This window comes from Arthrobacter livingstonensis, from assembly GCF_003219815.1.
In the GTDB taxonomy this organism is placed as follows: Bacteria; Actinomycetota; Actinomycetes; order Actinomycetales; family Micrococcaceae; genus Specibacter; species Specibacter livingstonensis.
Genome location: NZ_QJVD01000002.1, coordinates 312,837 through 326,462 on the forward strand (window position 1 = coordinate 312,837; position 13,626 = coordinate 326,462).

Consider the following 13,626-nt stretch of genomic DNA (forward strand, 5'->3'; position numbering starts at 1 on the left):
CGGTTGCGGTGCGGGGTCGGTGGATTGAAGCCGGTGCGCCGGCGGCTGGTACTAGGCACCGGAGCGGACCATGCCTTCCTGGGCGACGGTGGCCAACAGCAGGCCGTCGCGGGAGAAGAAGCGGCCCATGGCCAGGCCGCGGTTGTGTTGGCCGGAGACCGCTTCCTGGGCATAGAGCACCCAGTCGTCGGCGCGGCCGTCGCGGTGGAACCAGATGGAGTGGTCCAGGCTCGCCGTGGAAAGCCCGGGCGAGGACCAGCTAAGGCCGTTCACGCGCAGCAGCGGCTCCAGGATGGTGTAGTCGCACACGTACGCTAGGGCCGTGCGGTGCAGGTCGGCGTCGTCGGGCAGGCGCTCGAAGGCCTTCACCCAGATCGCCTGGGTGGGGGCGGCCCCGCCCTCAACCTGGAGATACACGGGGCCTGGAATGTGGCGCATGTCGAAGCTGCGCCCGTGAGACCAGTAGTCGGCGGCCGGTCCGGGGACGCCGTCGAGCACCTGCGCGGCGCTGCGCAGCGACTCGGGGTCCAGCGTTGCCGGCATGGCCGGCTGGAACTCGGGCCCGCTTTCGGGGACGTGGAAGGAGCCCATGGCCGCAAAGACGGTTTTCCCGTTTTGGCGGCCGCGGACGCTCCGGGTGGAATAGCCGCGCCCGTCGCGCAGAATCTCCACTTCGTAGCGCACCGCCGCGCCAATGTCGACGGGCCGCATGAAGTAGCTGTGCATGGAGTGCAGCTTGCGGTCATTTTCCACCGAGCGCATCATGGCGGCCGCGGACTGGGCCACCATGTCGCCACCGTAGGACTTGGGCCAGGGCACATATTGGGTGACTGCCTCGAAGGCAAGGTCATGGACCTGCGGGTCCACCGGGGTGAGCTCGATGGCCTTCAGGAACGTCTCCGACGTGCCGGCCTGGATGATCGTGGCTTCGGTGTCCATGGGGGCTATGCCCTCCGGTAGTCCGCGAGCGTCTCATCCTGGACGTCGTCAAGGTTGATCACCAGGTTTTCCGGCGTGCGGGCGGTCAGCCACACCAGGTCCTCGGTGACAGACATATTGGCCTCGACGTGGGGCATGAACGGCGGCACAAACACCCAGTCCCCGGTTTTCATGTCCAGAAATTCGGAGTAGTTATCGCCAAAGTAGATGCGGCCGTGGCCGCGCAGCACGTAGCCGCCCGTTTCCGCTTCGCCGTGGTGGTGCGGCAGCGAACGGTAGCCGGGGGTGTTGGAGACCTGGCCGAACCAGATTTTCGTCGCGGGGGTGTGCTGGATTGACACGCCGGAGACACGGATGCAGTCGCCGGACTGGGCGGTGTTCGTGTCCTCTTCCCCGGCACGGGTCACGACGGGCACCACGGCCCCGTCGGCGTTCGCGTAGATCGAGTTGTCGCCCTCGGTACGGTACGTAGTGGTTTCACTCATGATTCTCACTCCTGGTTGCATCTTGATCGTGTACTTAGCGGGCGGCGTTGGCGCCCTGGCGGATCCGGACCCGGTTTTCCAGCCGGCCGATCCCGTCGATTTCCGTGCTGAGGATGTCCCCGTCCTTCAGGAAGCGCGGCGGCATCATGCCCATGCCCACTCCCCCGGGCGTGCCGGTCAGGACCATATCGCCGGGGCGCAAAGTGGTGAACTGGGAGATGTAGGAGAGCAGCCGGGCCGGGCCAAACACCAGTGTGCCGGTGTTGCCGTGCTGGACAGGCTCGCCGTTGACGTACCCACGCACCTCGAAGCCGTGTCCGGCCTGGAACTCGTCCGCAGTGGCCAACACCGGGCCCAGCGGTGTGGTGGCGTCGAAGGCCTTGCCCTGAAACCACTGCAAGGTGCGGTTTTGCCAGTCGCGCATGGAAACGTCATTGGCCACGGTGTAGCCGGCGATTGCCCTGGATGCCTCGTCCTCGCCGGCCCGGGTCAGCGGTGCCCCTACGACGACGGCGAGTTCGGCTTCCCAGTCGACGCGCCCGCTGCCGTACACCTCGATGGTGTCCGCTGCGCCAATCAGCGTGTCGGCGTATTTGGCGAAGAGTGTGGGGTATTCGGGCAGTTCGCGGCCCATCTCCTGGATATGGTCGGCGTAGTTCAGGCCCGCGCAGATGACCTTGCCGGCAGCGGGCAGCAGCGATGCCAGTTCCGCTTCATGGGCAGGAACGACGCCGGACCCCCCGCCTTGGGCGGCAGCTTCGGCGACCAGGGCTTTCCAGTCCGGGAGATTCAGCAGCTGCCCGACGTCACGTGCGGGCAGCGGAAGGTAACCATCAACGCCCAACGACAGTGCCGCCGTCGTACCGTGTTTGCCGGTGCGCAGCGTGGCAAGTTTCATGAATGCTGTTCCCTTCGAATCTGTATGTCGACTTTTTTACGACCGTCGCATATGCTCAATGTAACACCGATCACAATCCCGCAACAGGGGCGCTGAAGAAGAATTTTTCAAGGCCGTCCCGCAGAGCACCACCCCCGGAGGAACGCCATGGCAAACAAGACCATCAACCCCGCGTCCATGGCGAAGCCGTCGGGCTACGCACATGGCGTGGTTGCCGGAAACACCGTCTACCTCGGCGGGCAAACGGCGTTGAATAAGGACATGCAGATTGTCCCCGGCGGCATCGTGGCCCAGTTCAGGCAGGCGTTCGGCAATGTTCTGGCCACTTTGGCGCAAGCGGGCGGCCGGCCCGGGGACTTGGTCAGCGTCACCATCTACCTCACCGATGTTGACGACTACATGGCCAACGGCCGAGAAATTGGCCGCTTCTGGCGCGAAATGGCGGGGACGGAATACCCCGCCATGGCGGGGATCGGCGTCAGCCGACTCTGGCAGAAGGAAGCCCTGATCGAAATCCAGGGTGTTGCCGTGATCCAATAGCGCCGGCTGGTGAAACCGGGCAGGGCCTCAGGCCATCAGCGCCCGGGCGTGGGCCGCGGCGAGGGGCGAGAGCAAGCTGTGGATATCCAGAAACGTGTCCTGGGCCGCCTGCCCTTTCCAGCCTTCGGGCAAATATTCCAGGGCGAGGCTCGGGTCCCGGTAGGGAAACCGCCGCCAAATGGTCAGCATCGGAATGTAACAGCGGAATGCGTCCCGCCTCAGCTCCGGCGTTGATTGAGCAAGTGCGCGCTCCGGGTCGGCGCCGATCCGGGCAGCCCACTGCCCGACGGCACCGCCGTACAAATCCAGGAACTGCGCAAACTGTGCGTCCAACGCAGCCAAGTCCCACCACTGGGCAACTTTGGCGCGCAAATCGCCGTCGGCCACGTGGTCACCCCGGAAGAACTCCACAAACTGGTCAAGTTCCAGCGCTTCAAGGCGTTTTTTTGTCCGTTCAAACGCGGGCGCGGGCGCAATCCACACCCCCGATGCCATCGACCCAAACCCGAACCCGCCCAGCACCGTCCGCAGCTGGTGGCGACGGTTGCGCATGGCTTCGGGTACCGAGAAAATGGCCAGCACCCAGCCGTCGGTGCCCGTTGACCGCTCGGGGGCAAAGATCCGTTCATCGCCCTCGCGGAACAATTCGGCAACCGTTGGGGAGAGTTCATACATGGCAACGTTGCCATTCTTCACACTCTTCAGGACCCCCTTGGCCTTTAAGCGTGACACCGCCGAGCGCACCCCCGAGCCGTCATAGCCCAGGTCTCCCAGCATGTCGATCAGCACGGACACGGGCATCGCCGCTCCGGCTCCACGGCAGTACAGGCCATAAATGGTGACGATCAGCTGGTGGTGGCGGATCGCCGGCTCCGGCGCCTTCAGCACGGCTCCGCCGCCTTCATCGCGGCGCGGAACCGCTCCGGCCAGGGTGCCGACGAGGCCGCGCCGGTTGGCACATGGGCGACGACAACCATGCCATCGGCGGCCATCCCGCCAGGACGCTCCCCCATGGCCTCGGACATGACCTCGAAGCCAAATGTCACGGATGTGGCGCCGATGGCCTGCACCCAGATCGTGGTGGTGACTCGCTGGCCAAACCACAGCTTGGAACGGAAATTGATCGACTGGTGCACGCGCGGCGCGGACGGAAAGTAGTCGGTCAGCGCCAGTTGGCGAAACAGTTCGGCTTCCGCGGATTCGACCCAGCGGATGATCGCGGAATTGTGTTGGTGCCCCGATGCGTCCGTGTCGACCCATTCAACCGTATGCTGCACGACGGCGGCCGAGGCACCCGCCCACGCCGTTGCGGGGCCGGATTCAGTCTGGTAATCGCGCATAAACCCAGTCTATGTCGACCTGGTGCCGTTCGTCCGTAAAGCGGGAGACCGTTCGCGTAACGAGCCACCCGGTGCCCGTCAGGCCTTCACGGGAGATTTTGCACACCGGAGACGGGTTGCATGTGCTCAAAGATGAGGGTCGTCTGCGTGCTGACGAATGCCTGATTGCTGCCCAGATTGGCCGCGACGAAGTCCCGCAGCTCAGCGGTGGTGGCACACGCGACATGGAGGAGCAGATCGTGCTCTCCACCCAGGACGAAGACATTGAGCGTTTGGGGCAGGTCCCGCAGTTCCCGGGCCAGCTCGAGCATGTTCCTGCGGGCCTGCCCGTGGACGTTGATGGAAATCAGCGCAAAAATGTACAACCCCAGACTGCCCAGATCAATATCAGCGTGGAAGCCGCGAATGATGCCAGCATCCCGCAGCGCGCGTACCCGGTTCAGGCATGTGGAAGGGGCGAGTCCGGCACGGCGCGCCAGTAGATTGTTGGGCGTACGGGCGTCCTGCGAGAGTTCGCGCAGGATCACCATGTCCGCGGCGTCCAAGTGAATCGGATTCGGCTGGCGGGGGTGGTCACGGATAACTTCTGAATTGAGATTCAAGCCTCGCTCCAATTTTGGTTGATTATTCAAAATGCGTGACGGCTGGCTGATGCATATTCTAGTCTGTGAGCAAAGACACCTGTTGTGTGGCCGCAATGGCACGCAGCTTTCGGCAATTCAGGAGACTTCCATGACCACCACCCACAGCTTGGACCTCGTCACCCGTGACGCCTGCGTTGCGGCCGACGCCGCCGACCCGCTGGCGTCATTCCGGAGCCGGTTCATTCTGCCCGAGGGCGTCATCTACCTTGACGGCAACTCGCTCGGACCGCGCCCGGTCGGCGCCCTTGAGCGCGCGCAGCAGGTCATCGCCGCGGAATGGGGCGAGGGGCTGATCCGCAGCTGGAACACAGCCGGCTGGTTTGAGCTTCCCGGCCGTCTTGGCGACAAGCTGGCGAAGCTCATCGGCGGACGCGACGGCGAAACGGTGGTCACCGACACCACCAGCCTGAACCTGTTCAAGGCACTGGCCTCCGCCATCCGGATCCAGCAGGTGGACCAACCCGGCCGGCGCGTTATCGTCACTGAGCGCGACAACTTCCCGACTGACATTTACATCGCCGAGGGAATCACCGACTTTCTAAACTCCGTCGCGGAGGAGACTGGCATCCGGTACGAGGTCCGCCTCATCGATGCGGAACTGACACTGGATGCGGCGCTGGACGGTTCGACCGCCGTCCTGGCGCTCTCGCATGTCAACTACCGCACCGGCGCCATGTGGGACATGGCCGAAGTCACGGCACAGGCGCACGCCGTTGGCGCCCTGGCGATCTGGGACCTTGCCCACTCGGCCGGGGCAGCCGCCGTCAACCTCAACGGCGCTGATGCCGACTACGCCGTCGGCTGCACCTACAAGTACCTCAACGGCGGACCCGGCTCGCCTGCGTTCATCTGGGTCAATGCCCGCCACCAGGAACGATTTTGGCAGCCCCTTGCCGGCTGGTGGTCGCACGCCAAGCCGTTCGACATGGCGGATGCCTATGCACCGGCCGGCAACATCAACCGCTTCCTGTGTGGGACCCAGCCCGTCACGTCCCTGGCCATGGTCGAAACCGGGTTGGACATCATGCTCGATGCCGATTTCACGGCCGTGCGCGTAAAGTCCCTGCAGCTCACCGACCTCTTCATCTCACTCGTCGAGCAGCGCTGCGCCAGCCATCCGCTGGAATTAATCACTCCGCGTGACCACGCCGCCCGCGGAAGCCATGTGAGTTTCCGGCACCCCGAGGGCTACGCCGTCATGAGCGCGCTGATCGCCCGCGGCGTCATCGGCGACTACCGCGAGCCCGAGGTGCTTCGCTTCGGGGTCACCCCGCTGTACCTCGGCTATGCGGATGTGTGGGACGCCGTGGAAATCCTGCGCGACATTCTCGACACCAGCGCTTGGGACACGTCTGAGTTCAAGACCCGCAACGCCGTCACCTAGGACGGCGCTCCCACACCCTCCTCAATCCGCATCACCCCGTTCATGCCCGTTACGCCGCGCCGCGGTGCCGCTTTGCCTTGCCCCTAGAAGACAACGATGTCCAGCACCTTTGACCAGATCAAACAACGCGAACACGGGCTCAGGCGGGAACTGACCAGCCCGCAGCTGACCATGATCGCCCTGGGCGGGGCCATCGGCACCGGGCTGTTCCTGGGCAGCTAGTTCGCCATTTCCTTTGCCGGCCCCAGCGTCCTGCTCAGCTACGTCATCGGCGGCCTTGTCGCCGTCATGCTGATGGGGGCACTGGCCGAGATGACGGTGGCACACAGCACCACCGGCTCGTTCGGCGCCTTTGCCGAACACTACGTTTCACCGCTGGCCGGTTTCCTGACGAAGTACCTGTACTGGTCGTGCATCGTGCTGGCCGTTGGCACGGAGGTGACGGCCATCGGCGATTACATGAAATTGTGGTTCCCGACAGTGCCGTCAATCATCTGGATCCTGCTGTTCTCAGCTGTGCTTATCGGCGTGAACATGTTCAACGTCAAGGCCTTCGGCACCCTGGAATACTGGTTCTCCACCATCAAGGTGTTCGCCATCATTGCGTTTATGCTGGTGGCCGGAATCCTCGTCTTCGGCACCCACAACGCCGACTACGGCGTGCACAACTACATGGCCGAAGGCGGGTTCTTCCCGAACGGGGTCACCGGCATGTGGTTTGCCGTCGTCGTGGCCATCTTCAGCTACCTGTCCATCGAAATGATCGCCGTTGCTGCCGGCGAGGCAAAGGATCCTGCCACGTCCGTGAAGAAGGCGTTCAAGGTCTCCGTGTTCCGACTGTTCCTGTTCTACATCCTGACCCTTGCCCTGATCCTGGCGATTGCCCCCGTCAGCAAGATCCTCGCCGGCGACAGTCCGTTCGTCACGGTCATGCAGGTGATCGGCATCCCGTTTGCCGACTCCATGATCAACATCGTTGTGATAATCGCGGCCCTGTCGGCCATGAACTCCCGGCTGTACATCTCCACGCGCATGATGTTCAGCCTGGCCCGCGCCGGCCAGGCCCCGGCGGTCTTCGGCCGGCTGCGCAGGAACGGGGCCCCGGTCAATGCCCTGTTGCTGTGCACAGCCGGCATCGCCGTCGCCACCTGCGTGTACGTACTCAACCCGGACTCCGGCTTCACATTCATGATGGCCCTGTCCATGTTCGGGGCAATGTCCACCTGGTTCATGATCTTCCTGACCCACCTCGCCTTCCGCCGGGCCATGAAGCGGCATGGCAAGGTACTGGAGTACAAGTTGCGCTTTTACCCGCTGGCCTCGGCCATAGGGGCGGTCATGATGGTGGCGCTGCTGGTGACCACGCTGTTCATTGACGCCTTTCACATGACACTGATCTTCGGCATCCCGTTTGCGCTCCTGGTGACTGCCATGTACTTCGTCTTGAAGAAGCGACGCGGAGCCACCCCCGCCACCGAAGTGACGTCGACAACCGAGAACACTTCAGTGGGACAGGGCTAGAACACCGAACCCTAAGCATCCCGCCCGGATGGCGCGCGCACTTCCCAAAGGGCGCGGCACGGACTCATGTGGCGGGCACCTTCAACGAGTTTTACCAGGCCATTGCAAGCTACTATACACACGAGTAGTCTGCTATACATGAGTACAGCACAAGATGACCTCACGGGCCGCGCACGGCTGCGCGACGCCGCGATCGAATGCTTTGCGGCTCAGGGTTTTGATGAATCCCTGCGCGCCATCGCGGCACGCGCGGGAGTCAGCGCGGGACTGGTGCGCCACCATTTCGGTTCCAAGGAAATGCTCCGCGCCGAGTGCGACGCCGCGGTGCTCGAGCGCTACCGGAAGCTCAAGGTCGACAGCATCAACGTCCCGGCCACTCGTCTGTTCGCCCAGCTGCCCTCGTCCCGGGAAGGCGGCCTGCTCATGGTCTACATCCTGCGCAGTATCCAGGACGGCGGCCCGACAGGACGCACATTTTTCGAAAGCATGGTCGCGGAGGCCATTGTCTTCACTAAGGATGCCGTGGCCCGGGGCCTTGTGGTTCCCAGTCGCGACGAGGGCGCGCGGACCCGCTTTTTGGTGCAGCAGTCCATCGGCAGCATGCTCGTCAACCTGGCCATGCGCCCGGACGTGCGGCTTGACGACTTTCCGGCCGTCATGGAGCAGTACATGGCCGATTCCATGCTGCCCACCCTGGAGCTCTACACGGAGGGCCTGTTTGCCGACCACAGCTACCTCGAGCAGTACCTGGCCTACGTGGACGATCCCACCAGCCCGCCCGCGGACCTCGCGGGAGAAACGTCGTCGTACTCACGGAAACAGTAAGGAACAGCCATGTCCCCCAATATCCCTGCCATTGAAGTCTCCGGGCTGCGCAAGCACTTCGGGGCCACCACGGCGCTGGACGGTCTGGACCTCCGGGTCGAGAAGGGCACCGTTGCCGGCTTCCTCGGACCGAACGGTTCGGGCAAGTCGACCACCATCCGCATCCTGCTTGGCTTGTTGAGGCCCGACGGCGGCACGGCAACACTGCTCGGAGGCGACCCCTGGCGGGACGCCGTGGAACTCCACCGCCGTCTGGCGTACGTTCCGGGGGACGTGAGCCTGTGGCCCAACCTCACCGGGGGGCAGGCCATCGACATCCTGTCCCGGCTGCGCGGCGGAGTTGATACCAACAAGCGCGACCAGCTGCTCGAAAGGTTTGAGCTGGACCCCACCAAGAAGGCACGCAGCTACTCCAAGGGCAACCGGCAGAAGGTGGCGCTCGTGGCCGGACTGGCATCCAACGCCGAGCTGCTGGTCCTGGACGAGCCGACGTCCGGCCTGGATCCCTTGATGCAGGAGGTGTTCACGGACTGTATTCGCGAGGTCAAGGCGCAGGGCCGCAGCGTGCTGCTCTCCAGCCACATCTTTGCCGAGGTGGAAAAGCTGTGCGACACCGTAACCATCATCCGGGACGGGCAGACAGTTGAGGCGGGCCGGCTGGACGAGCTCCGGCACCTGCACCGCACCACGGTTTCAGTGGTTCTGGACAGGGACGCCTCCGTCCTCGCTTCCGTTGCGGGCATCAACCAGCTCGTGGCGGACGGCACCAAGGCCACTTTCACCGTGGGCGAGGCGGAACTTGGCGGCGTGCTGGCCGCCCTTGCCGCCTACTCACCCCGGCAGCTGGTCTCCAGCCCGCCGTCGCTGGAGGACCTCTTCCTGCGCCACTACGGCGGTGCTGCCAAGGATGCCGGGGCCGCACCCGCGCAGAAGGCCGGCGTGCGATGACCACCTCCACCGTCCCCGCCCACGCCGCCGCACCGGCCCCTGCCTTGGCCGGCACGCTGGCCCGGTACTGGATGTGCGTCCGCTTCCTCCTGCGCCGCAACTGGCTGCGGCTGGTCATTTGGGTGGCCGTACTGGCTGTCATGATCCCCATCGTCTACACCTCCCAACAGGAAGCCTTTCCCACGCAGGCGGACCGGGACGCGTACGCCAACGTGGCCAACACGCCGGCCATCGCGGCCATGACCGGCCTCCCCTACGCAGCCGGCAGCCTGGGTGGGATCCTCGTCATCAAGATCTGGATGACGCTCGCCGTCGCACTGGGCCTGGCCTCGACCTTCCTTGTCACCCGCAACGGACGCGCCGATGAGGAGCAGGGGCGGACCGAACTGCTGCGTGCTTCGGCACTGGGCCGGCACGCGTACAGCCTGGCCAACTACACGGTTGTGGCCGGCCTGAGCGTCACCACGGGGCTGCTCATCTCGCTGCTCGCGCTCGCGGACAAGCTGCCCGCCGCCGGGTCGTGGGTATTGGGCGGCTCGATTGCCGGAGTCGGGCTGGCGTTTGTAGGCATTGCCGCGCTCTGCGGGCAGCTGGGCTCCACGAGCCGCGGCGCGAACTCCCTCGGCGTGGCCGTGTTAGCCGTGTTTTACCTGATCCGGGCCATCGCCGACGTGGACGCCCATGACACCAACGTCACGCCCCTGAGCTGGTTCTCGCCAATCGGTTGGGGCCAGAACATGCGCCCCTACGCGCGGGACTCGTGGTGGCCGTTCCTGGCCCTGCTGGCCCTGGCCGCTGCCGGATGTGCCCTGGCCCTGCGCATCGAGGCCCGCCGCGACCTGGGGATGGGCCTGCTGCCGGCCCGCCCCGGACCGGCCCGGGCCACCGCGTTCCTGGCCTCGCCGCTGGGCCTGGCCTTACGCCTGCAGCGTGCCACGCTCATCTCGTGGCTCATTGGCGCCGTGGTCGCCGGGCTGTTCTTCGGCAGCGTGGCGAAGGCCATGACCTCGGTGCTGGACCCGTCAAACTCGTTCGCCAAGGCATTTCTGGGCGGCTCCCAGGACATGCTCAACGGCATCCTGGGCACGTTTGTGCTGTTCAACGGCATGCTGGCCGCTGCGTTTGCCGTCCAGAGCCTCTCCGGCGCCCGCGCCGAGGAGTCCGGCGGCCGGCTCGAGTCCCTCCTGGCCGGATCCCTGGCGCGTACGCGCTGGCTGGGCGCCAACCTTGCTGTGGCCGCGGTCGGCTCGGCCGTCATGCTGCTGCTCGGCGGCTGGCTCATGGGAGCCTCTTCCAACGGCGCCGCCACGGGGTCCGGGCTGGCATTGGCATCGTTTACGTACTGGCCAGCCGTGCTGTTGATGTTGGGGCTTCTCCTGTTCCTTAACGGCTTCCTGCCCCGGCCGGGTGTGAGCATCGCCTGGGCCGTCTACGGGGTGTCCGTCGTCATTGCCATGTTTGGCGGGCTGTTTTCGCTCTCCGAGCAGGCCATCAAAGCCACGCCGTTCGGCGCCGTTCCGCGACTGCCAGCCGAGGATTTCACGTTCCTGCCCGTCCTGGCCCTGGCCGCCATCGCCGTCGTGCTCGCCGTCCTCGGGATGCGCCGGTTCGCCACCCGGGACATCATGCCCGAGTAGGCGCGCGCCTGTTCGACGCCAGCGGGCAGCGCGGCACCGAACAGGCATAGCCTGAAGAGGTCCCGTGCACATGCCGGGACACCCAGGAGGAGGGAACGGCCATGGACACAAACACTTTGGGCGGGGCGCTGGAACGCGAGCACCGGCAGATCGACGGCGGGATCGAGGCCTATCTGGCTGACTTGGCCGGTCCGGCCGACCCGTCGCCGCTGTTGTCCGCCCTGTCCGGCCTGCGCCGCCACATTTACCTGGAGGAGGAGTTCCTCTTCCCGCCCCTGAAGGCCGCCGGACTCATGGGACCCATCTTCGTCATGCTGCGCGAACACGGCCAATTGTGGAATTCCATGGATGCCGTGGAGGAACTCCTGGCCGCCGGCGCGGACGCGGATGCCCGCCGTGATGCCTGCACGGCACTCCTGGCCCTCCTCGATGCCCACAATTCCAAGGAGGAGCCCATCATCTACACGCAGGCAGACGCCATCCTGTCCGCCGAAGCGGGCAGCGAGCTGGCTGATTTCCTTGCCCAAGGCACGACGCCGGACGGCTGGGTTTGCGACGCGGCCTCCCGTTAGCGCCCGGCCCACTTCGCGCGGCACCCCCGTCCGAGGCTGGTCCGGGGGCCGAGGATGCCGAAACGGATCATTGAGACGGATATATCAGCCTCAAAAGTCCTTTCCGGCATCAAACGTCCGCCCCTCCCCCGCCCGCCGGCATACAGCCGGCAAGTGGCCGGACCGCAATGTTTTTTCACCACCAAGCCCCTGCCATCTCCCAGCACGCTGTGCCATGGTTGACACTATGGAAAAAATGCTTGATTTCACCGCCGCCGGACAGGAATTCCGCGCCTACCGGGCGCAACCCGTTGGCCGCGTGCGCGGCGCCGTCGTGGTCATCCACGAGATCTGGGGGCTCGCGGACCACATCAAGGACGTGGCTGACCGGTTCGCGGCCGAGGGCTACCTCGCTGTGGCTCCGGACCTGATGGGCTTGGCAGGCCTGGACGCCACGCTGCTGGCCGAGCTGGGTGCCGACCGCAGCGATCCCGTCAAGCGCACGGAAATCCAGCCCCGCATCAGGGCGGCCACCGAGCCCATGCGCGCGCCGGGCCGTGCCGAAAAGATCCAGGCCGGAGTCGCGGCGGTGTTTGATTACCTGGAGGCCAGCGCGGAAGGTGCCGGACGGACCGCCGTAGTCGGATTCTGTTTTGGCGGCACATACTCCTTCGCGCTGGCCGTGTCCGAACCGCGAGTGGCCGCGGCGGTGCCGTTTTATGGCCATGCCAGCTATGGCGTGGAGGAACTTTCCGGGATCGAGTGCCCTGTGCTGGCCTTTTACGGCGAGGAGGACAAGTCGCTCACGGACGAGCTGCCTGCGCTGATCGAGCACATGCGCCAGGCCGGCGTCGATTTCAAGTACACCGTTTTCACCGGTGCGGGCCATGCGTTCTTCAACGACACCAACCCGTTGTCCTACCGCCCGGAGCCGGCCGCCATTGCATGGGCCGAAACCCTTGAACTGTTGGGGCGGGCCTTGGGCTGAGCCCGCCTCTGACGGCCGTTTATGGCTGGTGGGGCCCGACGTTGTTAAAGGAATACAGGTGGATGCCCGACGGCGGGGCGGGGCTGGCCTCCAGCTCCGCTGTCAGCTGTTCCGGCCGGTAGCGGCCGCCGCCGAGCAGGTTCCTGCCCAGCGCCCCCTTCCCGCTGATGAAACGCAGCGAGCTGCCGACCCCGATCTTGGTGGCCAGGAGCACCAGCTTCGTCCGCGGCACGGCGCCGGCGACACCTGCCCATATGGGGAGCAGAACGCCTTCGCTGCGCAGCCCGGCCATGTAGCGGGAGATCGTCTCCGCAGAGAAGCACATCTGTGTGACAACGTAGCTGGCCAATTCCTGTTTGGCCAGCAGCGAATCCATCAGCTGGCTGTCGCTGATGGATGGGTGGCCTTCCGGATACCCGGCCACCCCAATCCTCATGTCGTTCCCCGCGAGATCCGCGATTTCGCGCATCAGGCTCTCACTCGATGCGAACGGCCCGGCGGGCATTGCGCTGTCCCCGCCAATGGCAAAGACTTCGGTGATCCCCGATGTACTGCAGGCGAGCAAAATGCGCGCGAGCTGTTCGCGGGAGGCAACGGACCGGGCAGCGAGGTGCGGGACCACGTTGAAGCCGTGTCCGGCCAAGGCGGCAGCGGTTTCCAGGGTGCGTTCGACGCCGTGGTGCGGCAGGCACGTGACGGTGATGGTGGTGCCGACTGACACACTCGCAAGCACGGACGGAACGATGTCCCTGGTGGGGATGATTTCCAGGCGGGTGGGGAGCATCGTGCTTCCTTCCAGGTAGGGGTGCGGTTACCGGGCTGCGATGAGGGATGCGGCTTCCTGGCGGCTGTGGCCGGAGTCCTCGATGCCTTCGGCGATGTGGGCCAGGTGCTCGGGGATGTCGCGGCCCTTCTTGCGCATGGCC

General features: G+C 65.2%; 16 protein-coding genes and 1 pseudogene. 9 read left to right on the forward strand and 8 right to left on the reverse strand.

The genetic code is table 11. The features are described from left to right. Positions 1 to 51: 51 nt before the first annotated feature. From CVV68_RS03490 to CVV68_RS03500, 3 genes are read right to left on the reverse strand one after another with little or no spacing between them, the layout of a single operon-like run. On the reverse strand, positions 52 to 939 hold the full coding sequence (locus CVV68_RS03490) for an acyl-CoA thioesterase (protein ID WP_110499604.1): 888 nt from the start codon (positions 937 to 939) through the stop codon (positions 52 to 54). Positions 940 to 944: 5 nt separating this feature from the next. After that, positions 945 to 1,424, reverse strand: coding sequence for a cupin domain-containing protein (locus CVV68_RS03495; protein ID WP_110499605.1), 480 nt, complete (start codon positions 1,422 to 1,424; stop codon positions 945 to 947). A 34-nt stretch (positions 1,425 to 1,458) separates the two neighbouring features. Continuing rightward, the gene (locus tag CVV68_RS03500; RefSeq protein WP_110499606.1) at positions 1,459 to 2,322 is read right to left on the reverse strand and encodes a fumarylacetoacetate hydrolase family protein; all 864 of its coding nucleotides are present in this window, start codon (positions 2,320 to 2,322) and stop codon (positions 1,459 to 1,461) included. Positions 2,323 to 2,469: 147 nt separating this feature from the next. Here CVV68_RS03500 and CVV68_RS03505 point away from each other — a divergent pair, with 147 nt between their 5' ends. After that, positions 2,470 to 2,862, forward strand: coding sequence for a RidA family protein (locus tag CVV68_RS03505; RefSeq protein ID WP_110499607.1), 393 nt, complete (start codon positions 2,470 to 2,472; stop codon positions 2,860 to 2,862). A gap of 27 nt (positions 2,863 to 2,889) precedes the next feature. Here the strand turns inward: CVV68_RS03505 and CVV68_RS03510 are convergent, their stop codons facing one another. The 3 genes from CVV68_RS03510 to CVV68_RS03520 form a co-directional block, all read right to left on the reverse strand. Further along, entirely contained in the window at positions 2,890 to 3,750 is an 861-nt protein-coding gene (locus CVV68_RS03510) for a PaaX family transcriptional regulator (protein ID WP_110499608.1), read from the reverse strand. Continuing rightward, on the reverse strand, positions 3,744 to 4,202 hold the full coding sequence (locus tag CVV68_RS03515; protein WP_110499609.1) for an acyl-CoA thioesterase: 459 nt from the start codon (positions 4,200 to 4,202) through the stop codon (positions 3,744 to 3,746). Before CVV68_RS03515 ends, CVV68_RS03510 begins: the two co-directional genes overlap by 7 nt. Positions 4,203 to 4,288: 86 nt before the next feature. Continuing rightward, a complete protein-coding gene (locus CVV68_RS03520; RefSeq protein ID WP_245933306.1) occupies positions 4,289 to 4,804 on the reverse strand; it encodes an Lrp/AsnC family transcriptional regulator in 516 nt (171 codons plus the stop codon). 130 nt (positions 4,805 to 4,934) lie between these two features. Here CVV68_RS03520 and kynU point away from each other — a divergent pair, with 130 nt between their 5' ends. The 8 genes from kynU to CVV68_RS03555 all read left to right on the forward strand — a co-directional run bounded on the left by kynU (position 4,935) and on the right by CVV68_RS03555 (position 12,700). Continuing rightward, on the forward strand, positions 4,935 to 6,230 hold the full coding sequence (kynU, locus tag CVV68_RS03525; protein ID WP_110499610.1) for a kynureninase: 1,296 nt from the start codon (positions 4,935 to 4,937) through the stop codon (positions 6,228 to 6,230). A gap of 96 nt (positions 6,231 to 6,326) precedes the next feature. Further along, a complete protein-coding gene (locus tag CVV68_RS24560; RefSeq protein ID WP_281268264.1) occupies positions 6,327 to 6,452 on the forward strand; it encodes a hypothetical protein in 126 nt (41 codons plus the stop codon). 6 nt (positions 6,453 to 6,458) lie between these two features. Continuing rightward, complete coding sequence (locus tag CVV68_RS03530) at positions 6,459 to 7,751, forward strand: amino acid permease (RefSeq protein WP_211320708.1); 1,293 nt, start codon at positions 6,459 to 6,461, stop codon at positions 7,749 to 7,751. Positions 7,752 to 7,889: 138 nt separating this feature from the next. Further along, a complete protein-coding gene (locus CVV68_RS03535; RefSeq protein WP_110499611.1) occupies positions 7,890 to 8,576 on the forward strand; it encodes a TetR/AcrR family transcriptional regulator in 687 nt (228 codons plus the stop codon). A gap of 9 nt (positions 8,577 to 8,585) precedes the next feature. After that, positions 8,586 to 9,524 carry an ABC transporter ATP-binding protein gene (locus CVV68_RS03540; protein ID WP_110499612.1) on the forward strand — a complete coding sequence of 313 codons (939 nt, stop codon included), beginning with the start codon at positions 8,586 to 8,588 and terminating at the stop codon, positions 9,522 to 9,524. Next, entirely contained in the window at positions 9,521 to 11,161 is a 1,641-nt protein-coding gene (locus tag CVV68_RS03545) for an ABC transporter permease (RefSeq protein ID WP_110499613.1), read from the forward strand. Before CVV68_RS03540 ends, CVV68_RS03545 begins: the two co-directional genes overlap by 4 nt. Positions 11,162 to 11,262: 101 nt before the next feature. After that, the gene (locus CVV68_RS03550; protein ID WP_110499614.1) at positions 11,263 to 11,733 is read left to right on the forward strand and encodes a hemerythrin domain-containing protein; all 471 of its coding nucleotides are present in this window, start codon (positions 11,263 to 11,265) and stop codon (positions 11,731 to 11,733) included. A gap of 235 nt (positions 11,734 to 11,968) precedes the next feature. Next, positions 11,969 to 12,700, forward strand: coding sequence for a dienelactone hydrolase family protein (locus CVV68_RS03555; protein ID WP_110499615.1), 732 nt, complete (start codon positions 11,969 to 11,971; stop codon positions 12,698 to 12,700). Positions 12,701 to 12,719: 19 nt separating this feature from the next. Here the strand turns inward: CVV68_RS03555 and CVV68_RS03560 are convergent, their stop codons facing one another. After that, positions 12,720 to 13,484, reverse strand: coding sequence for a methylenetetrahydrofolate reductase (locus tag CVV68_RS03560; protein ID WP_110499616.1), 765 nt, complete (start codon positions 13,482 to 13,484; stop codon positions 12,720 to 12,722). A gap of 27 nt (positions 13,485 to 13,511) precedes the next feature. Continuing rightward, a pseudogene (locus CVV68_RS24115) lies at positions 13,512 to 13,626 on the reverse strand (lipoyl synthase); the annotation flags it as partial.